The following is a 23810-nucleotide window of genomic DNA, read 5'->3' as shown; positions in this document are numbered from 1 at the left end:
TGGATGTGTCCCTTTTTGGTGTAGCTATCGATCAATACAACGATATCCCCGTTGAACGGATGACTGTACACTCACCCGTTGATTGCGACTGCTGCAATTCGAGATAGATACTTATGTTTTCCACAACAGTTCATCACTCATTGGTCACTGCTCAAGAATATAACGTGCGGGAATGTGATCGGCCAGCCAGATATTTTCGTTTCCATGATAAAAGAGGATTCCATCTGTGGCCGCTTGAGCAGCATTGATTTTCAAAATGACAGGCTGATCATCCCGTCTTCGTCCCACCTGATTGGCCGTATCGATATCTGCGGACAGATGTACATATTGCCTTTGCCGCGGCTGTAAGCCATGTTCCATAATAGAATGCACTGCGCGTGCCGGCGTCCCATGGTACAGGGTTTCCGGTGGCTTAGCAGGTATCTTCGATATCTTATGAGGTGTCGAATGTCCATACAATGCCCGGATGCGGCCAGAACGGATTTCATGTCTCTTTTTCTCCGAGGCTTGAATCATCTGCTCCAGATCGGCTTGTGTGACTTCCTTCCACTGCGGACTTTCATGTAAAGCCACCAGCAATTGCGAGATTTCCACCCAACCCTCTTCGTCCAGTTCCAGCTCATACTCCCATGGTGCATGTCGCAGAGCGTATGAGAGTTCCTTGCTTAATTTCATCAGATCCAATGCAATCATCTCCCACATCTTATAAAACCGTCTAATTTTGCGATTTAACCGCGGTTAAAATCTCCTGAATGTTACGTTCCAATCCTTCGTCGTCTTCCTGATTGAATTGGCGGTGTCCATCAATCCCACGTTGGATAATCGTATTCATCACCGGATGAACCTCACGATCGGAAGCCACCCGAATCAGATCATCGGCAAAATCAACCGCCTGCTGCTCACTGTAATTAAATGGTTTGATCAGCATCCGAATGCTCAAGGCATGGGCCTGCGGCTCCGCCAACTGATCCCGATGAGTGATGCCATATACCGCGCCAAAACCAAAAGCAGCCATTACCTGACGCTCCAGTTCACTCGTCTGTTCCAATGGCGTACCAATCAGCTCACACATTTTCTCCACCATCTGCTCCAGCTCGTTTGCCGCCGCACCCAGAATTACGTCATTAATATCGTCAGCGTTGATAAATTCAGTCATATTGGTTTTCTCCATTTCTGCACCGTATTTGATCCATTCTCTCAGACTCTATGAGAACATTGTATCGGAGTTGGGGTGTTCGTTTCAAATTATCCTTACATCCTTAGGAAGAGGTACAATTCCGTATAACATAATAAAAAATAAAAAAACCAATCTCCTCTTTTACAAGTCGGCTTGGTTTAATTTATTGTACGAATATGCTTATCTAACATACATTCTACAAAAGAGGTGTTATAATTCAAGCCATCTCATGTTGCTTTTTCGGCTCCACTTCATAGACCTGTGTATGTTCATTCTCGGCTAAAGACCATTCCACTGTACCTGGCTTGCGCACTTTCCATACCCAGGCTTGAACTCGCAGCGAGCTTCTGACCCAAATTAAAGAAGCACAGCGTTTCTCAGAACGAACCGTCAACCCCCAATGAATAACACGAGCGAGCCAAGGATTCACATACTCATTATGTGAGCGAACAGATGGCAATTCATCCTGGAACAACCGCTGTTTCACGTCCATAGGGGGTTGCCCACATGTCCAATAATGGAGTAGAGCTGCCAAACTATAGATGTCCGACATCGGTCCCTGACTGGATTTCTCTGAATAGAACTCCAGCGGAGAATAACCTGTCGATGTAAATATCACCTGTTTCTCTCCGGATTGCATAGGCCAACGTGTAGCTGAGCCAAAGTCCAGAAGTTTGGGTGTACCATCTTCCATAACCATAATGTTGGAAGGTTTCACATCCCTGTGAAGAATGCCTTGCTTATGTATGTAATCCAATGTATCCACCAGTGGAAGCAGCGTCTCCGTTATGAAGGCAGCATCAAGAGCATGATTATGTTCATTCAGATACTCGGTCAATGTGATTCCCGTGCAGTATTCCATAACGAGATACCCCGTATCATTCGCTTCAAAATGATCCAAATACGAAACAATATGAGGATGATCCAGTTTCGATAACAATTCACCTTCGAGCAGAAATGCTGCCAGTAACTCCTGATATTGTCCACCATATCCTCGCGAAGAACAGAACACTCTCCGTTTGTCTACCTGACGTTCAGCCAGTCTCTGTGGGAAGAATTCCTTAATGGCTACCTTGGCACCCGTGTTACGATCTCGCCCTGCATATACAATAGCCAACTCACTGCTGGCTAATACCTGTCTTACCTGATATGTATCATTTATAATTACATTGCGCTGCAATGCCATTTTGCAATTGTCTTTTCTCATAACAGACCTCTTTTCAACCTTGTCGATCGGAAGACTTTCCGCGTAAATGCATCATTTGGTTCAACCAGTCAGCAATTCATCGCCAACTATACATATAAACCAAATGATGCAATTTGAAACACCTTAACGCGAAATATTTAAATATTAATGAGTTCAAGCCTTCTACGATCTACTGCTAATCCCTATCCACACTATTCTATAGAAGAAAAGCATTCTCTTATATAGAGTATCGACAGATGGATGTAATTACTTTATTAAACTGGAGAAAAACATTTTTAATCCTTCATTTGCAGCTTTTATTAATAATTATTCTGTAAAAAACGTCCTATTTCCTCGTTCATCTGAACCAATACGTCCTGTGAAGGAAAATGCCCTGTATCATACTTGATGGCTTGAACATTTTGAATAATCTTTTGAGCCCGTTCAATACACTTATCCGCAGGGAAAAAGACATCCTTCTCCCCTACCAATAACAAGGTTGGTGACGTATAATTCACCAGTTCTTCTCGCTCCGTTAGCTTGGGCAAATCCTGATCTATGCTGACGTATTTAAAAAGTTTGCCGATAATGTTTTTATCCATTTCTTTCATGCAGTTGCACGACATGTTGTCCGTAATTTTTTGCAAAGAAGATGGTGAAGACGTCATCCGATACTTGACGAGCGGCAGCGTGATATCCTGAGCTGTTTTAATTTTGGAATTGACCGCAAGACCCGCAGGAGCAACCAATACGGCACACGAGATACGTTCCGGAATATAGGTAGCCAGTCTGAGGATAATGCCTCCTCCAAACGATGGACCGATAAATGCACTTTTCTCAATATCATAGTGATCTAACAGATCGGATACCCATAATGCCAAACTATCAAACCGTGTGGAGATACTCGCTTCCTCACTATAACCAGGATGACCAATCGTATCAGGAGCAATAATCCGGTATTCTTTAAATAAAGAAGAGAACCATGATAATGTCATCGGATTCACACAATTACCGCCCTGGAGAATAAATAACGGCTTGCCATCTAGAGGACCTGTCAGTAAAACATGCGTCTTGCCAAAACGCGTCTCTACATACTCCCGAGTAAATTTCTCATCCAACTCGTTCAAATAAATCTCATACTCTTCAAGTATGCTGCTCTTGCCTTCTTCACTTCTATAAATGGAACTCATGTCTGCCTCCTGCAATATATACTCAAATACCCCATTCTATTGAATGGACTTGCTAATCAATGGACCAAAAAGATAAAGAGGGCCCGCAGATGACAGGCTCCTCCATATGTTTAACTAATCATATTCAGATGATTATAGAGCGGAAACTGGAAATTGTAAATAACGATTCTAATAGACCAGAAATAAAGGGCTCATCTTATAGAGAAATACTTATTTCCGGCCGTAATCTGCCTTGATTTCGCCCCACTGTTTGGTCTGCCATTTTAGCACTTTATTGCTGTACGTATTCGTCTGGAGCCACTGCTCCGCACGGTCAATCATCAACCAGATCTCTTCCGTGGAGTTGTCTCTTGGCAAGGTCGTGGCTACTTTCTTCTGCTTTAGCCATTTCATGGCATTGACCGAGTCCGTATACACCGTTTTGCTGCTGCCTTCTTTTTTCAGATGTGCGAGGGCATGTACAATGGCCAAAAATTCGCCCAGATTGTTCGTGCCTTTGGAGATCGGTCCAACGGAGAAAATAATCTCACCGGTGCGGGTGTCTACCCCTTTGTATTCTATAGGTCCGGGGTTACCACGTGTGCCCACATCAACAGAGATGCTGTCGTAATCCACTTCCTCTGACGTTTCCATGCCAGCACTTCTTCCGCTACCAGCCGACTTTGTCTTCGACGCTCCGCCTGCACTTGAACCCCAGTTCCCTTTCCATCCAGCACGATACGCTTCTTCTGCGGCTGCTTTGGACTCATAGGATTTATATTTTGCTCCAGTATAATGATCCGTCTGCGCTTTGCAATCTGCCCATGTGTTATACACACCAGGCTTCTTGCCTTCCCAGACAACATAGTATTTCTGTTTTGCCACTGTGACCCGCTCCTTTGTTCACTTCATCAATACCCTATTGTATACGATCCGGTGGGCGGAATGAAAGCTATCGATTTAGCCATCTGCATAATTCCTCCAACTCCAGAACAGCCTAAGAAGCAAAGCGCATACTGGAATAGAAAGGAATATACGTATGGACTGGATATGGAAATCTGTTTTACTTGTACTTATCGGCATGATTCTCCTGCGAATTGCAGGACGTAAGTCGATCTCACAGATGAGTGTTGCCACAACGGTCATCATGATCTCCATCGGAACAACGATTGTACAGCCCATCGCGAATCATGAGCTTGGCAAAGCGATTGGATCAGCATCGGTATTCATTTTGACGTTACTTGTGGTGGAACAACTGCAATTGAAATTTAATATTTTTGAACGGTTAATGAGTGGCAGTTCCAAAATTGTGGTAGAGGACGGGAAGGTCATTATACCCAATCTGAAACGTATGCGTTATACGATGGATCAGCTTGAGATGCATATGCGGCAGAACGGAATTACAAGTGTAGATGATCTGGAGACGGCAACCGTGGAACCCAATGGTCAACTTGGTTATGTCCTGAAACGACATGCTCGTCCCGTGACGATTGGAGATCTGGAAGAGATCCTACGAAGTTATGCGATTACAGGTAGTAATCCAGCAACGGGAGAACACCCCCAACAAGACAACAGCAGCAAGCCTTCAACGCATAGCGATAACTCCACAGATATTTTCCAAGAAGTTAGCAAAGGTGCTCATGCTCATCCCGTTGATCCTAAGCTTCAATAGTTGATCCCGACCCCCACCTCAAACAAAAGACCGGCCCTGTGAGCACTTAACAACATTGCTCCATCAGGTACGGTCTATGTTCACTTCAATTGATTATTTCGAAAGATTGCTCCACGTCATCCAAACGAAGATATAGTCCCAATCACCGTGTACTCAGGTAAGCAATACCCAGGCCACCCGTAACCGGATTCTTATAGATTTCACAGTCTACATCGAACACCTCACCAATCATCTCGCGAGTCAGAATATCAGCGGGTTTGCCATGGACCACAATCTGGCCCTTTTTCACCACATAGAGATAATCGCAATATTCTGCTGCGAGTTCAAGATCATGCAACGCTGCCAATATGCCAATGCCGAGTCCACGGACAATATTTAGAATCTGAAGTTGGTATTTGATGTCCAGATGGTTCGTCGGCTCGTCCAGGATCAGAAATTGGGGTTGCTGTGCCAGGACACGCGCCAATACGACACGCTGCTTCTCTCCACCAGACAGAGACACGTAATTGCGGTCTGCATGTCCAGTCAGATGTACTTTTTCCAAAGCCTGTTCCACAATTTCGTGGTCCCGTTCATTATCCGTCTCCAGCATTTTTTTGTGCGGGGTACGCCCCATCATGACCATCTCGCGCACCGTAAAATCAAAACTCAATTCATTAAACTGGCCAACAACGCCCATATGTCTGGATACAACCTTCGGGCTGGATTTGAGAATATCGGTATGGTCCAGAAAAACCTTGCCTTGCTGAGGTTTGATCACTTTATAGATGCTCTTGAGTAGCGTTGACTTCCCACAACCATTCGGTCCGATCAGTCCAACGAACTGTTTGCCGTCCACCTGTAAAGATATGTCCTTGATGATGTCCGTGTTCAGCACAGAGATGGATACATTTTCTACGTTCAGCTTCATGTTTAATTTCCTCCAAAACCGTAGCCTTTTTTGACCAGCATATACATAAACATGGGTGCACCAATCATGGCTGTAATAATACCGATTGGCAGCTCCACGCTGGATATCAGGGATCTTGCGATCACATCCGTCCAAATCAGGAAAATGGCTCCAAACAGCACGGATACAGGCATCACTTTACGATGGTCGGAACCCACCAGACCTCTGACGATATGCGGAATAATGAGTCCCACAAAACCAATCATGCCACAGCTCGCCACCATGACGCCTGTCACCAAAGCCGTTAACAGCATGTACACCCTGCGGTACACACTCAGATTAATGCCCAGTGTAACAGCTGCTTCATCCCCCAATAACATCGTATTGAGGACTCTGGACTGTAAAAGGAAAAATAGAATCGCCACCAGCACGACGATACCTACGAGTGGAAGCTTGTTCCATCCAGAAGACGCCAGACTGCCCATGGTCCAGAACGTCACCGTTTTGATACCTTCAGCATTGTTGGCAAAATAAATAATAAAGTTCGAAAATGCGCTGCACAGCGCGTTAATCACCATTCCGGCAAGCACCAGCTTGACCGACGTCATTTTCCCCCGAATCCCTGCCAAAGTCAGGACCAGTAAGGATGCACCCATCGCTCCGGCAAAGGCCCAGAAAGCCACCCCCGTCTGACCAAGCCACCCAATCGCACCGAATCCAATGAGAATCGCAAAGGTTGCTCCAAGTGAAGCACCTGAGGATATACCCAGTATGTAAGGATCAGCCAGTGGATTCTGCACAGCAGCCTGCATAACAGCACCGCACAAGGCCAAGCCTGCACCGATAAACATCGCCATCAGCACACGCGGGAAACGAATCTGCCAGATGATATCTGTAAATGAACCTGCCTCAATGGGTGTTGCCCCCCACTGAAATCCCGTTAATTTGTACAAAAGAATACGATATGATTCCGCCAGCGGAATACGAACCTGTCCAATGGAAACTGCAATACCTACAGAAATAACTGTAAACATGATTAAAGCTGCAATCAGTAAAGCAAACCCGGATTTACTATGAATCAGAGACTCCCTTTTCCCCATACGCTGCGTCTGAACCTGAACCGTCTGTGCCATCTCTTCCCCCATCAATTCATGTAAAATGTAGAACATATTAAATTTAGCTATTTACAAAGCATTTTCTCGGATTATAATTGAGAATGATTATCTTTGTCAATTTAAAACACATCGAAAAGGGGTTCACCATTTCATGAAATTCACATCCAGAACCATTGGTTTCGCTGCTCTGAGTCTCCTGTTACTGCTGCTTGCAGCCTGTTCGAATGCTTCAACTTCTTCCCCTGCCGAAGGAACAACTTCAACAACTAACACGACAGAAAACTCAACTCCTGCTGAGAATACAAATAAAACGACGTACCCACTCTCCATTGAGAATTTCACAATCTCGGGTGAGGGCGGCGAATGGAAACCGAAAGTGCAAGTATTCGATAAAGCTCCTGAACGTGTTGTTGCGAATACCCAATCTGCGGCTGAGATGCTCATCAAATTGGGTCTGACCGATAAAATGGTCGGTGTTGCTGCTCTATACGGTTCCGTTACACCGGATGTGGCTGATGATTTCGCCAAAATTCCGGTATTGTCCAAGGATTATGTAGGTAAAGAGCTGGTTGTAGGTGCAAGCCCGGATCTGGTACTCGGACGGGGCGACCTGTTCGCTGATGCAGACTGGGGCGTGGGTACCGTCGATGGATTGAATGACATGAATATCCGCACGTTCCTGCAAACGACGAATCACAAAGGCTCACTTGATAGCCTGTATAGTGATATTGCACAACTTGGGCAGATCTTTGACGTTCAAGATAATGCCGCAACATTCACGGAAAGTCTGAAGACTCGTGTTGAAGCCATTAAGGCAAGTGTAGCCGATCAGCCTGAGCATACTTTTGCCTACATCGTACCTGCTACGGAAGACACTATTACGGTAAGCAGCATGCAGACCGATACGTATCAGCTTGATGCACTGGGACTGTTGAAGCTGAAAAATACATTTAATGGGGTGCAAGGTGAGGTAAGTGTTGAACAACTGATCACAGCGAACCCGGACTATCTGCTCTTGTCTGCGTACGCCGGTTCACCGGATATCGACAAGCTGATTCAAGAACTGTATGCCAATCCCGCCCTGCAAAGTATGAACGCAATCAAGAACAAACAGATCTATGTCACAGATTTCAGCCAGTTCTGGGGTTATGGATATCAAATTCTGGATGGTATTGAGAAAATGGGACAGGAAATGAAAGCTAATCCAATCAAGTAATAACTGGAGCAAAGGAGCAGGAGAAGAAATTCTCACTGCTCTTTTACTATACTGCGCATACAATAAATCCCGGATCAAAGCTTGACATTAGTTTGATAACAAACTATATTACACTTATGAAAACAAGAGACGCTATTTCACTCATATCCAAAATTAAAGAGAAGGTCAACCGCTTCATCCTGGCCCAGATGGCTGAGCAAGGAATCCAGGATCTCGCCACGTCCCATGGGGATATTATCTATGCCCTGTATAACAATCACAGGATGACCATGGCTGAAATCGCCAAAAAAATTGGCAAGGATAAATCCACGGTGACTGCACTTGTGGACAAATTGGTGCGGACAGGATACGTCGTCAAAGAGCGTGATGCAACAGATTCACGCGTTGTTCATGTGGCTTTGACTACAAAAGGAGAAGAATTAAAGCCGGTCTTTGAAGAGATATCGCAGCGCATGCTGGACGCGTTCTATGCGGACGTTACGGAAGCGGAGAAAAAGGAACTGCTTCGAATTTTAATGAAAATTCATGGTAACTTCTAATTTTTTTTGGAGAAATAGTTTGATATCAAACCAATATCTTGGAGGAGGTTTTTAGTATGACAGATTACACAAAATTATTACCGATTCATGAGGTCAAGAAGATCGGAGAACATGATTTGCACTTGGAGATTTTCGAAGGAACCCTGCCTCATGATGCCGAAACAGTGACCAAGAAGCCCCCACTGCTATTCCTTCACGGTGCCTACACAGGCAGCTGGATGTGGAGCAAATATATCCCCCATTTTGTCCAGCACGGTTGGACCTGTTATGCCATGAACTTGAGAAGCCATTACATGAGTCGGGTCATGGACATGACAAAGATTACGTTTGACGATTATTTGGAGGATATTCGGGAAGTGTTAGCCGGGATCAACGAACCTCCCATTCTTATTGGCTTCAGCATGGGTGGGATTCTCAGTCAAAAGATTGCAGAAACCGCTACTCTCGCAGGCCTGGTTGTCATTGATGCCAGTATAAGCAAAGAGGTCCATGACGCCGTGCCTTATCCTGAAAAAGATCGTGAAACCGTATCGGACATCATCATGCCTGCACCTGTCCGTGATGAACTGACCAGTATAGATGAGACGGCAGAAGACATTGCTTTTCAGCGAAAATATCTGCAAACGGAATCTGCGAAGGCATTTGCTACCTTTTCAGCCCTGTGTGGAGCCGATGGAATATCCATTAATGGCGACCTGATCCATTGTCCCAGCTTGGTGATCAAGGCTGTTTCCTGTGAAGACGAAGATCAGAGAGGCCAATTAACTGCCAAGCAGCTGGGCGCTGCATATGCCGGACTTTGGGATACAACCCATACGGGTTTACTGGTAGGCCAACGGTACTTGGAACCTGTCAAACTCATTCTGGAATGGTTGAACATACAGCACCCTTTTGAATTAACGGAAAAACTCACAAAATAAAATAAATACCATGTTAAGACCTCCTTCTTACCTTTAATCCTGTATGCAAAAGTTTGTTTTTTTTAGATAAGCTTATATGCATAGTTCTGGATAGGATTAAACAATAAGAAAAGAGGTTTTAATTCATGGCCATTAACACATCCCTCCCCAAGCAAAGGGAGCTGCCTTCCATATCTTCAGAACGCCTTCCGTGGGCGGGACTACTTGCTTTAGCCATGGCTGGCTTCATTTGCATCCTCACTGAAAGCCTGCCTGCGGGACTGCTGCCGCAAATTGCAAAAGACTTGGGGGTCACCGAATCCCTCACTGGACAGTTGGTGACTCTTTATGCCATTGGATCACTTGTTGCTGCCATTCCCTTGACTGCTGCTACACGTGGATGGAGACGCCGACCTCTTCTGCTGGCATGCATTAGCGGCTTTCTTGTCTTTAACACCGTTACCGCAATATCCTCAGATTATATCCTGACACTTGCTGCTCGTTTCATGGCCGGTGTCTCTGCCGGTGTGTTATGGGGAATGACAGCAGGTTATGCTCGTCGGATGGTTCCGGATTCGTTAAAAGGCAAGGCCATGGCCGTGGCTATGGTCGGCACACCGGTGGCGTTAGCCCTTGGTGTCCCAATTGGCAGTTTTCTCAGTTCTTATATCGGCTGGCGCCTCATCTTCGGGATTGTATCTCTTCTGACCGCAGCTTTAATCGTATGGGTTCTCTGGAAAATGCCGGATTTTGCAGGAGAACCGGCTGGGGAACGTCTTCCACTGCATAAGGTGTTTTTAATTCCCGGAGTTAGGCCCATTCTGTTTGTTGTTCTGGCCTGGATGCTGGCCCATAATATCCTTTACACCTATATTTCTCCCTACCTTGCCCAGACCGTATTTGCTAACAGAGTAGACTTGATTTTGCTCATTTTCGGTATCACTTCCATTGTGGGAATTTGGTTAACCGGAATGCTCATTGACCGATTTTTGAGGAGATTAGTAATCATCAGTCTGGCAGCATTCGCTCTCGCGTCTGTCGTGATGGGAATCGGTACTCATCAACCTGTGGTGATTATCTTTGGCATCATGATCTGGGGAATTACGTTTGGCGGGGCCGCGACACTGTTACAGACTGCCATCGCTCAAGCCGGAGGCAAAAGCACAGATGTCGCCCAATCGATGCTGGTTACAGCATGGAATCTGGCGATTGGCGGAGGAGGCATCATCGGGGGCATCCTTCTTGAAGTGTTTGGAGCAGGATACCTTTCTGGGGCGCTGTTTATCTTGCTCATTCCTGCGTTGCTTGTAGTTATGCGTGCTTATAAATATGGATTCCCCAAAGCAAATTAACAGGAAGGCATTTTGCATGAGACACCATGAGTGACACAAAGGACAAAAGAGGAGTTCACTTGATGTGAACTCCTCTTTTGCATTTCATTTTTAAGTTATATAGACTGCGGTCTTATTCTGCCTGTGCCAGCAAATTCGGTCCTTGCATCAGATTTTTATGTGCAATCGGAGAAGACATCGTAATCAAGGTCATGTAAGTCCCGTAGGGGTCACACTTGTTCTGGAACTCTTCAAGTCCCTGGATCGTGTCTGTGAGGATTTTCAGCAAGTAGTTATACTCCCCGCTAATCCGATAACATTCCACGACTTCAGGTGACGCACGGCAGAAATCCAGGAAGGGATAACAATCCCGTGTACGAAAAAGAACATATGCTGTGCTCTGCTTGCCCAATTTGGATGGGGAGATCACCGTACGATATTCTTCGATAATCCCCTTTTCTTCCATTCGTTTGACTCGTTCAGTCACAGCTGGTTGAGATAATCCGACTAATTTTCCTAACTCGGTCATGGATAATCTCGCCTGATTCTCCAAGTGAAACAGAATATGCTGATCTATTTCGTCCATGTAATGCACCCCTTTGAACTATAAGATATGATTAAATATTACCTTAAATATATTCGCTAATTAACCATAATACCTTTAACACCTTATGTGATACAAGATAAATCATTTATATAATATACACAGTCACAATCATTAATCAAGCATATCACCTGAAGAGAGGAAGATTGGAATGGAAAAAGAAAATAAGACAACATTGCATACTTATGTGGATGAAGCCATGGACCGCGCGATAAGCGAAAAAAGAATCGTAGGAACGGTTGTACAGGTTGCATTAGGAGGGGAACTGATATACAGCCGGGCAGCTGGTTTCGCAGACAGGGAGCAAAAACGTACCATGGCAGAAAACGCTCTGTTTCGACTGGCTTCCGTAACTAAACCCATTGTGTCCACAGCAGCTCTGGCTTTGGTCTCACAAGGAAAGCTGAATCTGCATGATCCGGTGACTCGCTGGCTACCTGCATTCCGGCCCAAGCTTGCCAATGGTCAGGACACCCAAATAACAATTCAACAATTGATGACACACACCGCTGGCTTGACCTATCGGTTTTTCCAAGAAGAGCAAGGAACCTATGAACGTGCAGGTATCTCGGATGGAATGGATTTATCTGAATTAAGTCTGGAGGAGAATCTCCAAAGGCTTGCTTCTGTTCCTCTTATATATGAGCCAGGAGACATGTGGAGGTATTCCATCGCGACAGATGTACTCGGAGCCGTTATTGAAAAGGTAACCGGAATGTCGTTAAGAGAAGCTGTTCAACTGCTGGTTACTCGTCCACTTCACATGACAGACACTGACTTTGTTGCAGTCGATTCGGATCGATTGACCGCTGCATATGCTGATGGATCTGAAGAACCGCGTCTTCTCCATAATCAATTGGAGCAGGTTCCTTTTATTGAAGGGACTGCCGGTTTCCGGCTTGCCCCCAATCGTGCGAATCAACCTTCGGCTTATCCATCAGGCGGAGCCGGTATGGTTGGAAGTACCGGAGATTTTCTTACTTTACTTGAAGCATTGCGACAAGGGGGACAGCCTATCCTTACAGAAGCCGTTGCGGCTGAGATGTCTACCAATCAAATCGGTGATCTCGTGATGCCATACTGGCCAGGCAGAGGGTTTGGCCTTGGTTTTACCGTACTTAAAGATCCTGCGGCAGCTGGTACACCGGAATCAGCGGGTACGTGGCGAATGGGTGGAACTTACGGCCATTCCTGGTTTGTTGATCCAAAAGAAGAACTTAGTGTTGCCGCATTCACCAACACGGCACTTGAAGGGATGTCGGGCCAGTATACCACCGCTATTTGTGATGCCATCTACGCAGGCATTCGTGAAAGCAAAGGGGCTGCAAGAATTTAAATACGAATAACCGCCCAATATCATTGGGCGGCTTTATTTGGCGACAATGGTAACACCTACTGTCTGTTACTACTCAAATTTTTCTTTTTAAAAAGGTAAATCCCCGCAACAAGAATAAACCACACCGGCGTGACAAACAGTGCCACACGCGTATCCTCGGCCAATGCCAGTACCACCAGTACAAATGCCAAAAACGCTAGGATCAAGTAGTTCGAGAACGGATAAAGTGGCAGTTTGAAGCGGCTGCGACTCGCCAGTTCCGGCTGAGTACGACGATACCGGAGATGACAGATCACCATGATGCCCCAGACAAAGATAAAACACACGGTTGACACGCTCGTGATCAGCGTAAACACGCCCTCTGGCATGATATAGTTCAGCACAATCGCGATCAGAATAACAATCGTGGAGAAAAACAGCGCATTGGAAGGGACTTTCCTCTTGTTCAGTCTTGCAAATGATTCAGGCGCGTTGTGATCCTTTGCCATGGAGAACACCATACGGCTTGTACTGAAAATGGCACTGTTACACGCTGACGCTGCGGAAGTCAGTACCACAAAATTTACAATGCCGGCTGCGGCTGCAATACCCACAGCGGCAAACACTTGTACAAACGGACTTTCAGTAGCCACAATGGCGTTCCACGGGTAAATACTCATAATAATCAGCAGTGCGCCAACATAGAAGAGCAGTACCCGGATCGGAATCTGGTTAATGGCTCTCGGAATAACCTTCTCCGGGTTCTCCGTTTCCCCCGCTGTGAGTCCCACCAGTTCCATGCCTACAAAGGCGAACACCACCATCTGAAAAGATATGATGAACCCATGCAGTCCATTCGGGAACCATCCCCCATGACTCCACAGATTGGTGAAGCTTGCTGGACCCTGATCCGTGGTAAAACCTTTGAATATCATATATAAACCAACAATAATGAGTGCCAGAATAGCCACGACTTTAATCAGGGCAAACCAGAATTCCATCTCCCCAAACAACTTGACCGTTGCCAAGTTCATGATTAGCAAAAGGACTAACGCAATTAGCCCTGGCATCCACTGAGGTACATTTGGAAACCAGAACTGCGTATACAATCCAACTGCCGTAATATCAGCCATGGCAATGGAGATCCAGCAGAACCAGTAGGTCCAGCCTGTAATAAATGCCGCCATATTTCCCAGGTAATCACGCACAAAATCGACAAAGGAATGATACTGCAAGTTGCTTAACAGCAGCTCCCCCAATGCACGCATGATCAGGAACAACACAACACCCGTAATAATGTAGGCCAGCAAGATGGATGGCCCTGTTAGCTGGATCGTTTTGCCTGCTCCGAGAAACAGACCTGTACCGATCGCACCTCCGATCGCCATCAACTGCACGTGCCTGTTCTTTAATCCCCTTGTTAACGTTTCTTGCTGCATGATCAACCACCACTCTCTTTCTGCACATGCTCTCTACGATGAAAAATAATATTAATCATCATATAATAATCTGCCCAGAATACATATCCCTCTTTATATATTTTTTTTTGCACAGCAAAGAGGCCACCTTTGTAAGAGATGACCACTTCATATGCTCCTATTTCATACCCTTGGCTTTTATAATCTTAAGTTGCATCCGATCCATACTATCATCAGCCTATATGTACATTCTTTTGTTATTCTCATGCCACGTTATGCTGATAATACATATCTATAGAAGTATTTTAAAATATAAGCCAAGCATATAGCGGCAACGACTAAAAAGGTAATCGCTAACGAACGTTCGGTTTTCCAAATTCGAATAGCATTAGCAACACTAATCATGATTAACGCAATATAGTTAAGAACACTTGAATACGATTGGAACATGTTATAAACGATCATAATCATCCCCATGATACAGATTAACAAATACCACAGTGGAATCTTCTGAAAAAGCTGCTTCATTATGATTTACTCCTTATATATTAAATTGGTATGTGTATAAGATATTCTTCAACAGGAATGAAAATTCCTTTATTTAGGTTATGCTCCAAATAATTAATACTATTTATATCCAATTTAAGTATCTTCACAGTAAAAAGGGCTCCCGATAAAGGCGCCCTCTGGTCTGTTCAGCAACTATTTTTGCTTATAAAACTCATGATACAGCTTCATTAACGCCCGCTTCTCAATCCGTGATACATAAGAACGTGAGATGCCCAGTTCCTTCGCAATTTCGCGTTGAGTTCGTTCTTCCCCGCCCGCTTCCAGGCCAAATCGACCGATTACAACTTCCTTCTCCCTATCATCCAGGATGTCGAGATTGCGATAAATTTTGCTTTTTTCAATCTTGAGCTGTACCCGATCTACAACATCATCAGCTTCTGTGCCAAGGATATCGATTAATGTAATTTCATTGCCTTCTTTGTCCGTACCAATGGGGTCGTGCAGGGATACATCTTTGCGTGTTTTCTTCAGGGAACGCAGATGCATAAGTATCTCGTTTTCAATACATCTCGCCGCAAATGTGGCAAGCTTCGTACCTTTGCCTTGTTGAAAACTTTCGATGGCTTTGATCAAACCAATGGTTCCGATGGAAATCAGGTCTTCCTGATCTTCACCCGTATTGTCGAACTTCTTGACGATATGCGCGACGAGGCGCAGATTGTGTTCAATGAGCAAATTGCGAGAGTGGGCATTGCCTTCAGCCATTAGGCGTAAATGTTTGGCTTCATCACCCTCAGCCAGTGGCTGGGGGAACGCATTATTTTTGACATACGAGACGAGTAACGTTAACTCTTTAATGAATAGAGCAATTGCGGTAAACAATCCGGGCACAGATGACACCTCCTGCAGTTTTACAACGATCTGGCCTGAGCACATGTGGGAACAGGGTCGATCTATTGTATGTAGGCAGAGGCCCAGAAGTGCACGTACACTTGAAAAAGGTGAAGCTTCTGTAGTTATTTCACACGCTCACAGAGACAATAGAGCCTACCCGCTGAAGCAGAAGAAATTCTTTCTCCACACTTTGGATAAAATATGTTTTCTCCCCAAATATAACGACATCGTTCTCCGTTAACGGGACATCGCTTTTGAAATAAATCACATTGTCCGTTTCCCGGAATGCACCTTTGTAATAGAACATCCTATTTCGCTCCTTCATGTATCTACCTATGTAATTAACTACCCGCTTCATGTGGATCTGCTTCCTTCATGCTAACATATTCTCTCTCATTCATCATGTCATATTCGCACACTAACCAACATAAAGCCCCAGCCCTGTGCAGAACAGAACTGAGGCTGCATATCGATATGAATTCCTGTTTCTCCTGTCGATTGCTTCAAGAAACTAATTCAAATTAAATCATTTGAAGATTCGTTGAGAGAACTGATACAGTCCACTGTTCCAGACAGATGGTTCGTGTCCACCTACATCCAGATAAAACGTATGCGGAATATTCATGCTACTCAAGCCGTTTTTGAAGTTCTGGCTGACCCATAGCAGACCATCACTTGATCCGCAGGAGATCCACAACAATTTGAGTTGGCTAGCGACTTGTCCCGGGTTGGAAACCAGCTGTGATACAGATTGCGTATTCGGTGCAGCCGAGAAGGCTCCTACCCAAGCGAAGGTATTCAGATTTTTCAACCCGAAGTTAAGCGACTGCCCACCACCCATGGACAGACCGGCCAACGCACGACTATTGCGGTCCTTGTACACCGGATAATTGGCTTCGATATGAGGAATCAGATCCTTGAGCAGATCTTGCTCAAACCGTTCAAACGCAGCCACTTTGTCCGGAGCAAAAATGTCACCGACTGGACGGTCGTCCTTCATGGCACGGCCATTCGGCATGACAACGATCATCTGAGACAACTTACCTTCCGAATACAGGTTGTCCAGAATGTTCTTGGGTTTCATTGCGTTAACCCACTCATACTCATCTCCGCCGATGCCATGCAGAAGATACAGGACGTTATACTTTTTATTCGGAGAATATCCTGGCGGTGTATACACGGTCGCTTTGCGTGTATTGCCCACCGTTGTGGAATAATAGGATATCAGATTGGTATTTCCATGCGGAATATTGTTTCGATAGCCATCAAAACCCGATGGTGCCGGCACCACCGGAGTGTTAGCCAGAGCATTGTTTGCGTCATTGCTGGATACATTCATAGATTCATACGCTGTGTTCTGAGCACCAACCTCGCTGGAATCCGTAGCAAAAGCCATTGTTGGGGCAATCATGGCAACGACTATCGAAAGACTTAAAAGGATTGAAATACGTTTTTTCATCTCAATTTCTCCTCTCAATTTTGTCAAACTTAAGTATGCGTTTCTCGAAGTTTCACTGGAGTACGCTTGATGCTGAAGTTCAACTTTTTATAAAGCGGTGAAGCAAGCTTCCTCTCAACCCAAAATTGAAAGCCCTTACAATAAACAGGTTAGATCACCTCCCTTCCCTTCAGAAAAACACTAAAACATGTAGATTTCACTCTGTTTTCCCGACATAGAATTACTTATATAGTATATTTAAACTTATTTATCCATTTTTTGCAACAATATTTTCATTTCTATGGATTCAATTCAATGAATCTTAGAGCATCAGAGTTTTTCTTCTTTATCCTCGAATCATAATTAAAAATGTAAAATACTGTTGTTAAATTGAATATTTTACCTTATTATAGCTTCCATAGGGGGGTGTCTATGAACAATTTCAATTGATTCATAATATTTTTCTTCTGAGATATGCTTACGCAAAAGTTTCAACGTTTCGGCCGCCAATATCTTTTGCAACTACTTTATTTTCTGGGAGGAAAATGATGATGTTCAATGTACGCTTGTCGATCAAAAAAGCGTGGGCTTCATTCCTGGTTATTACATTATTGCTGCCTTTACTTGTGGGGTTATGGCCATCCAATGTCTATGCTGCATCTAACAATGAAGGAAAAATATCCATAACCGCAGATGATGAGTTCACACTTTTTATAAACGGAAGACAGACGGGAAAAGGCACCGACTGGGCCAAAGCCTATACGTTCCCTGTGCCGATTCAATCTGGCATCAATGTGATTGCGGTTCAAGCGAAGGATATAGGCCTCTATGCGGGACTGCTGGCAGACCTTAGCTACGGAGATGAGAATCTGGTTACGGATTTCAACTGGAAAGTATCTGAACGATATGTCGAAGGGTGGGAGCAACCCAAATTCGATGATTCGTCATGGTCACGTGCTACTGACTTCGGTCGGTATGGCAGTGATCCTTGGAAACAGATTAGCGGCATGCCTGAGGAGACCAGTGCACGCTGGATCTGGGCAGGCAAGACCAATGTGGATGCTCCAGTTTCAGAAGCATATTTTCGAATCTCGTTTAACGTATCCGAAGACGGACTGGCTATTAGCAATCCCATTTCTTCTTCTGGTCAATTCGAGCAAGTCGATTATCAGTTAAAACCGACCCAACCCATGCCTGCTTCCATGGTGAAGAGACTTCCCGTGGTAAATGCCGTCTTTGAAACGGTGGAAGAGAAAGGTTCTATAGAACTTAGCACCCAAGAAGCTGCCCAAATCGGTAATAACCTAGCTCCTGGTCAGATCTTTCTCGATCAGTCCTCTGCCCGGGCTATCAAAGTTACAAGCGTCAATAGAAGCTCTGGTGGTATGCGGGTAGATTACACCACTCCGGGTGTGGAGGAATTGTTCGATTACTATGATATTCCCGAGCAGGAGGTCTCGTTCGAAGAGCGTAACATCGTCATGCCTGATCCTGAGATGGTATTGGATAGCAAGGAATGGCTTGTTCAGGAAACCCCATCCTTGTTAGAGACCGATATAACTGACGATGCTGAAATGCGACAGTTCAACATCGACAACACGATTCAAAATGATTTAGATGCAAATATGGATATGCTTGCGGATGCAGAAACAATGGATATCGCTTCCACGGATATCGCACCCATGGATCTGAATGATGTGAATTCTATGGACATGAATGATACAAACGATATGGATCTGAATGAAATAAACTCCACGGAATTAACTGATATTAATTCAACGGATCTGAATGATGTGATTCGTGCTGCTGGAGCAGGTGATTTTGCCAATTGCAAAAAATCCGGCAATGAGTTTGTCTGTGATTTCAAGAAGGTACTTGTAAATCAACAAAATGCAAACGGTAACAAAGTGTTCGTTGAAGCAGGTGGCAAGCTCACCTTGATTGCACCCAAAGTTACGGGGAAATACGGATTTTGGGGGAAATATGATCTGAAATTTACTGCTGGTGAGAAAGCCAACATCTATATCAAAGGTGATGCCAAGTTCAAAAAAGAAGTTAAAGTTCCAATCATGGGCTTCAACATTGGTGCTGGCAACCTCGGAGCCGTATCTGTCGGCGTTTTTCTGGTCATTGGTATTGACGGCAACGTCACCTTTGAATTTCAGGTCGATCAGGGATACACGGTTACCGCGGGAGTCAAAGGGAAAACACGTGTCTTTATTCCCGTGAAGATCCAGCCTTACAGCAGTGTGAACAGATATCTTACGGTAACCCATAAAATTGAAGGACAGATCACTGCTTGGGCAGGAGCCAAAGCGGAAGTCGGTCTGAAAATTGCCGGCAAAAAAATACTTGAGGTAAGTGTTTTTGCCGGCATTGAAGGCACAGGGAAATGGACAAGCAGCAATAATGTGCCCAGTACCATGTCTCTAAAGATTGATGCTCTCGTCAAAGGAGAAGGAGCTGTATTTAATAAGTCCTTCAAACTCTTCGAGCTGCGCTGGAATTTGGTGAATCTGGTGAAAACCCCTACCAATCCGGGAACCGGACAGAACCTGGCACGAAATGCTGCCATAACGGTAACTTCCACCTATCCCGGGTATTCAGCAGCCCGAATTAATGACGGGGATCGTAACACGGCCTTGGGGGAAAATTATAGCTGGGCCAATAACCGTAATTCCTCACTTCCCCAATATGTCGTCATTGATTTGCCGGCATCGAGTTCAATCCAGCGAATGGATCTGTATACCACCCAGGGATACCCGCTTGCCAATTATGATCTGCAATACTGGAATGGCTCAAATTGGGTGAATCTTGTACAGATTACAGGCAATCAAGAGTTAATGCGTTCACACACATTTTCAGCAGTCAGTACCTCCAAGATCCGTGTCGTAGCGAGTAAAGGTCCTTCCCATCAGTCAACCTATGTGCGAATCAATGAGCTTGAAATCTATTAAAACAACATACCCAAAAAGCCTCAGCTCCTGGTTACACAGGATGGCTGAGGCTTTCTTGACATCTGTTTAGTGTACGGATACTGGATTAACTGCCTCTGCACCCTCGGGTGAAGCCAGTCTGTCTTTCATCAACAGACTGATGAACAAGCCCAGCAAACCCAGTGCAGCAATTACTGCGGCATACAAAGGCACTGAGATAAGTCCCGTATGCGTAATTGCATACCCACCCATATAGGCACCGGCGGCATTTCCCAGGTTAAATGCCGAATGACTTGAGGTTGTCGCAAGCAGCGGTGCTTCACGAGTCATATTCATAATCCGAATCTGAAGTCCCGGCATAATACCAAAAGCAGCTACACCCCAGAAGAATATGGTGATTACCGCGAGATAAGGATTCTCTAGTGTAATCGTAAGTGCAGCCAAAAGAACCGCCAGTATCCCAAAGTTGACGATCAACGAAGGCATCAGCTTCCAGTCTGCCAGACGGCCGCCAACCAAATTGCCCAAGGTTACACCGAAGCCAAACAACACCAGAATCCAAGTCACACTTTGCTCCGCAAAACCACTAATATCCACAAGCATCGGCGTAATATAGGTGAAGACTGTAAACAAACTTCCGCACCCCAACGCCCCAATAAGCAGAACCAGCAACACTTGTGGACGTACCAGATTTCGGAATTGCTGACCGAGGTTTGCAGGCGGTCCTTGCGCAATAACCGGAATAAAACGAATAATTCCCATTAATGAGATAATGCCAAGAATTGTAATGGCTCCGAAGGATGATCTCCACCCAAGCTGTTGCCCGATAAATGTACCAAACGGAACGCCAATGATGTTGGCAATCGTTAGCCCCGCGAGAACAACCGATACCGCTCCCGCCCTTCTCTCTGGCGCAACAAGCCGTGTTGCCATGATTGAACCTACACCAAGGAACGTACCATGGGCAAATGCCGTTAAGATCCGTGCCGAGATTAACAACCCATAGGTGGGAGCAATAACGGACAATGCGTTCCCGATAATGAAAATGCACATGAGCAGCACCAGTAGTTTTTTCTGTGGAATCTTGTGCGTAAACACGGTTAAAATCGGCGCACCTACCGCTACACCAAGCGCATATCCCGTAATGAGTTGTCCTGCCTGCGGAATGCTTACATTCAAGTCTGTTGCCACATTGGGCAGCAGGCCCATAATGATAAATTCAGTCATACCAATCGCAAAAGCGCCAATCGTCAGGCATAACAGGGACAATGGAAACGCCCCACGTTTACCCGGCTGCGAAGCCTCTAGTTCTGTTTTGTATCCTGTATTGTGTCCAGTCGTGCTCATAGATGTTCTCTTCTCCAGTCTCTTAATCAACGATTTTCTGTCGCCTTCAACCACAAGGCTTCTGTTAGTTGTTCGAACGTTTCACGCATAGCCAGCTTGTCCCGCCAGTGTGCCGGAATACCACTCAGTCCATAATAAGCACCTGCAATCTGCCCATACACCGCACCCGTGGTATCCGCATCATCACCCAGATTAACAGCTAGCAACGCACCTTCTTCAAAGTTCGCCGATTTATGGAACGCCCAAAGTGCTGCCTCAAGTGAACGAACCACGTAACCACTGCCCTTAATTTCCGGCGGTTCTTTGCTCTGATAGGAACCCATAACAACCTCTTCAATAGCGGGCGAAAAGGCAGGTTCTTCCCTCCACTGTCTGCATGTCTCCGGCATCAGCATGACGCTCTTGTCCGCTCCGCGCAGACCGGCAACAATTATGGCGGCTAGCACTTCACAGGCTTCCACACTTTCCGCTGCGGCATGTGTTGTACGAGAACTCAACCCGGCATAGCGGACCATTTCGTTTGGTTGATTGGCATAAGCCATCGCGACAGGAGCAAGCCTCATGATAGAGCCATTGCCTGCCGTCATCGGGTCAGTTGATCCGCTGTAAGCTTCCCCGGTTATCTCAAATCTCTCCAAGGCACTTCGCGTTGCCCCGCCGATATCAAAGCAATCGCCTGTGCTGCTCATATACCCGACCCTGTACCAATTGGTATATCTGCGCATCTGATCCGCAGGATCAAAGTTTGCCTTGCGTACCAGACTTTCTGCCAAACATAGAGCCATGGATGTATCATCTGTCCACTGTCCAGGTTCCAACCCGAATACGCCGCCTCCCACGATATCCGTTACAGGTTCAAACGTACCCGGACTGCTGAATTCCACGGTAGTTCCGAGCGCATCACCCACTGCAAGCCCGATGAAGCAGCCATTGAAACGGTCTCTTAGCAGCATGCTTGTCTTCCTCCCTTACTCCATATACTTTCAGAATCTTTCTTCTATTTTCCCACAGTGTTTAATCTGGCGTAAAGCTAATATTCCTGATAACAGGAACACGATTTCTTCTATTATAAAAGTGTCGAAAGCTGTTGAACGATCAGAAAAACCAATTTTCATAAAAATTCTTTTATTTTATTATGCTGAAAAAACAGTTTATTCAGTACACCGCTTACATGTAAAGGGCTTAACGGTTTGCAAGGTTCATTACTTTCTGAAAACACGTCATACATACGAAAACTTTCAATGTAAACATTCATAACACACTTGACCCCCAAGTTTGTCCTATGTTACGGTTTTATTAGCTTTTAACGCATATTTTTTCCCAAATTAATATTCATTAACGATAAACTGCGTCAGATAACATTCCGCGGGTTAATGAATATACGGAAATGAATTTGCAGAAAATTTTCATTTTATTTTATCCCAAACTAATTCTGAAACAGGAGGAACAAATTTATGATTAAGGCACTGGTATTTGATTTCGACGGAACGATTATTGATACAGAGACAGCATGGTATATTGCTTTTCGTGATGCTTACAAGGAACATGGCGTAGATCTAACCCTGGAGATGTACTCACAATGCATCGGGACCAGTCTGAAAACATTTAATCCGTATGAGTACCTCATCACAGATTTGAATCTTCCGATCGATCGGGAAGCGTTCAGGGAGTCCGTTCAGTTGCAGCACGCTGCATTGATGAACAAAGAGAAGGTGCGTCCTGGTATTCAGGAATATCTCGAACAAGCACGTGAAGCCGGATTGAAACTCGCTGTAGCCTCCAGCTCCAAACGGGAGTGGGTTGAACAGCATCTGGAACAACTGAAACTGAAAGATTATTTTGAAGTCATTCGTACGGCAGATGATGTAGCGAATGTAAAGCCTGACCCGGAACTCTACACTCAAGCGCTTGAAGCCCTTGGAGTAACTGCAGACGAAGCCGTAGCGATTGAGGATTCACCTAACGGCGCGCGTGCAGCTGCTGCGGCTGGTATGCACTGCGTAGTCATCTCGAATACCATCACAGGAACACTGGAATTCGATATGCCTCACCAACGGCTGTCTTGCTTGACTGACCTTGCATTTAACGATTTGATTTCGAAGCCACTCGTCACTACCGTCTAAGGTTTGCACGAATTTCGCGATTTAATCCTTAA

22 protein-coding genes are annotated in these 23810 nt (G+C 45.2%); 8 read left to right on the top strand and 14 right to left on the bottom strand.

From position 1 onward, the window contains the following. Positions 1-144: 144 nt before the first annotated feature. The 5 genes from IFU39_RS15830 to rnhA form a co-directional block, all read right to left on the bottom strand. On the bottom strand, positions 145-684 hold the full coding sequence (locus IFU39_RS15830; protein WP_192133591.1) for an RNA 2'-phosphotransferase: 540 nt from the start codon (positions 682-684) through the stop codon (positions 145-147). 31 nt (positions 685-715) lie between these two features. Beyond that, the gene (imm48, locus tag IFU39_RS15825) at positions 716-1156 is read right to left on the bottom strand and encodes an Imm48 family immunity protein (protein ID WP_192133680.1); all 441 of its coding nucleotides are present in this window, start codon (positions 1154-1156) and stop codon (positions 716-718) included. A 238-nt stretch (positions 1157-1394) separates the two neighbouring features. Further along, a complete protein-coding gene (locus IFU39_RS15820) occupies positions 1395-2384 on the bottom strand; it encodes a serine/threonine protein kinase (protein WP_192133589.1) in 990 nt (329 codons plus the stop codon). Positions 2385-2683: 299 nt separating this feature from the next. Then, a complete protein-coding gene (locus IFU39_RS15815) occupies positions 2684-3553 on the bottom strand; it encodes an alpha/beta fold hydrolase (protein WP_192133587.1) in 870 nt (289 codons plus the stop codon). A gap of 210 nt (positions 3554-3763) precedes the next feature. Beyond that, positions 3764-4417: a ribonuclease H gene (rnhA, locus tag IFU39_RS15810; RefSeq protein ID WP_192133585.1), complete on the bottom strand. Its 654-nt coding sequence runs from the start codon at positions 4415-4417 to the stop codon at positions 3764-3766. 154 nt (positions 4418-4571) lie between these two features. On the opposite strand from rnhA, the gene IFU39_RS15805 reads away from it, so the two are divergent. After that, positions 4572-5204 (top strand): DUF421 domain-containing protein, encoded by a 633-nt coding sequence (locus IFU39_RS15805; RefSeq protein ID WP_179198423.1) that lies wholly within the window; start codon positions 4572-4574, stop codon positions 5202-5204. Positions 5205-5346: 142 nt separating this feature from the next. Here the strand turns inward: IFU39_RS15805 and IFU39_RS15800 are convergent, their stop codons facing one another. Both IFU39_RS15800 and IFU39_RS15795 read right to left on the bottom strand, forming a co-directional pair. After that, positions 5347-6114, bottom strand: coding sequence for an ABC transporter ATP-binding protein (locus IFU39_RS15800; RefSeq protein WP_105599795.1), 768 nt, complete (start codon positions 6112-6114; stop codon positions 5347-5349). 2 nt (positions 6115-6116) lie between these two features. Continuing rightward, positions 6117-7193, bottom strand: a complete 1077-nt coding sequence (locus IFU39_RS15795; RefSeq protein WP_192133678.1) for a FecCD family ABC transporter permease — start codon at positions 7191-7193, stop codon at positions 6117-6119. 166 nt (positions 7194-7359) lie between these two features. On the opposite strand from IFU39_RS15795, the gene IFU39_RS15790 reads away from it, so the two are divergent. From IFU39_RS15790 to IFU39_RS15775, 4 genes are all read left to right on the top strand, one after another. Beyond that, entirely contained in the window at positions 7360-8424 is a 1065-nt protein-coding gene (locus IFU39_RS15790; protein ID WP_192133583.1) for an ABC transporter substrate-binding protein, read from the top strand. Between the two features lie 116 nt (positions 8425-8540). Continuing rightward, the gene (locus tag IFU39_RS15785) at positions 8541-8963 is read left to right on the top strand and encodes a MarR family winged helix-turn-helix transcriptional regulator (protein ID WP_192133581.1); all 423 of its coding nucleotides are present in this window, start codon (positions 8541-8543) and stop codon (positions 8961-8963) included. 56 nt (positions 8964-9019) lie between these two features. Continuing rightward, positions 9020-9883, top strand: a complete 864-nt coding sequence (locus IFU39_RS15780) for an alpha/beta fold hydrolase (protein ID WP_192133579.1) — start codon at positions 9020-9022, stop codon at positions 9881-9883. A 125-nt stretch (positions 9884-10008) separates the two neighbouring features. Further along, on the top strand, positions 10009-11214 hold the full coding sequence (locus tag IFU39_RS15775; protein ID WP_192133577.1) for an MFS transporter: 1206 nt from the start codon (positions 10009-10011) through the stop codon (positions 11212-11214). Positions 11215-11326: 112 nt separating this feature from the next. On the opposite strand, the gene IFU39_RS15770 is transcribed toward IFU39_RS15775, so the two are convergent. After that, a complete protein-coding gene (locus tag IFU39_RS15770) occupies positions 11327-11779 on the bottom strand; it encodes an Lrp/AsnC family transcriptional regulator (RefSeq protein WP_192133575.1) in 453 nt (150 codons plus the stop codon). Positions 11780-11948: 169 nt separating this feature from the next. Between IFU39_RS15770 and IFU39_RS15765 the strand changes: the two genes are divergently transcribed. After that, positions 11949-13133 (top strand): serine hydrolase domain-containing protein, encoded by a 1185-nt coding sequence (locus IFU39_RS15765; protein WP_192133573.1) that lies wholly within the window; start codon positions 11949-11951, stop codon positions 13131-13133. 56 nt (positions 13134-13189) lie between these two features. Here the strand turns inward: IFU39_RS15765 and IFU39_RS15760 are convergent, their stop codons facing one another. From IFU39_RS15760 to IFU39_RS15745, 4 genes are all read right to left on the bottom strand, one after another. After that, positions 13190-14551, bottom strand: a complete 1362-nt coding sequence (locus IFU39_RS15760; RefSeq protein WP_192133571.1) for an amino acid permease — start codon at positions 14549-14551, stop codon at positions 13190-13192. 681 nt (positions 14552-15232) lie between these two features. Further along, positions 15233-15931, bottom strand: a complete 699-nt coding sequence (gene sigK, locus IFU39_RS15755; RefSeq protein ID WP_017687130.1) for an RNA polymerase sporulation sigma factor SigK — start codon at positions 15929-15931, stop codon at positions 15233-15235. Positions 15932-16061: 130 nt separating this feature from the next. Then, entirely contained in the window at positions 16062-16241 is a 180-nt protein-coding gene (locus IFU39_RS15750; protein WP_192133570.1) for a hypothetical protein, read from the bottom strand. A gap of 219 nt (positions 16242-16460) precedes the next feature. Beyond that, positions 16461-17393, bottom strand: a complete 933-nt coding sequence (locus tag IFU39_RS15745; RefSeq protein WP_105599809.1) for an alpha/beta hydrolase — start codon at positions 17391-17393, stop codon at positions 16461-16463. A gap of 530 nt (positions 17394-17923) precedes the next feature. Here IFU39_RS15745 and IFU39_RS15740 point away from each other — a divergent pair. Continuing rightward, positions 17924-20329 carry a galactose-binding domain-containing protein gene (locus IFU39_RS15740; protein ID WP_192133568.1) on the top strand — a complete coding sequence of 802 codons (2406 nt, stop codon included), beginning with the start codon at positions 17924-17926 and terminating at the stop codon, positions 20327-20329. Positions 20330-20395: 66 nt separating this feature from the next. On the opposite strand, the gene IFU39_RS15735 is transcribed toward IFU39_RS15740, so the two are convergent. Together IFU39_RS15735 and IFU39_RS15730 are read right to left on the bottom strand one after the other, a co-directional pair. After that, a complete protein-coding gene (locus IFU39_RS15735; protein ID WP_244660996.1) occupies positions 20396-21655 on the bottom strand; it encodes an MFS transporter in 1260 nt (419 codons plus the stop codon). A gap of 26 nt (positions 21656-21681) precedes the next feature. Further along, a complete protein-coding gene (locus IFU39_RS15730; protein WP_192133566.1) occupies positions 21682-22608 on the bottom strand; it encodes an ADP-ribosylglycohydrolase family protein in 927 nt (308 codons plus the stop codon). Positions 22609-23109: 501 nt separating this feature from the next. On the opposite strand from IFU39_RS15730, the gene IFU39_RS15725 reads away from it, so the two are divergent. After that, complete coding sequence (locus IFU39_RS15725; RefSeq protein WP_091013734.1) at positions 23110-23778, top strand: HAD family hydrolase; 669 nt, start codon at positions 23110-23112, stop codon at positions 23776-23778. Positions 23779-23810: the final 32 nt, after the last annotated feature.

The organism is Paenibacillus sp. CFBP 13594 (genome assembly GCF_014842675.1).
Lineage (GTDB): Bacteria > Bacillota > Bacilli > Paenibacillales > Paenibacillaceae > Paenibacillus > Paenibacillus amylolyticus_B.
This window is presented reverse-complemented; position numbering and strand designations above follow the sequence as displayed.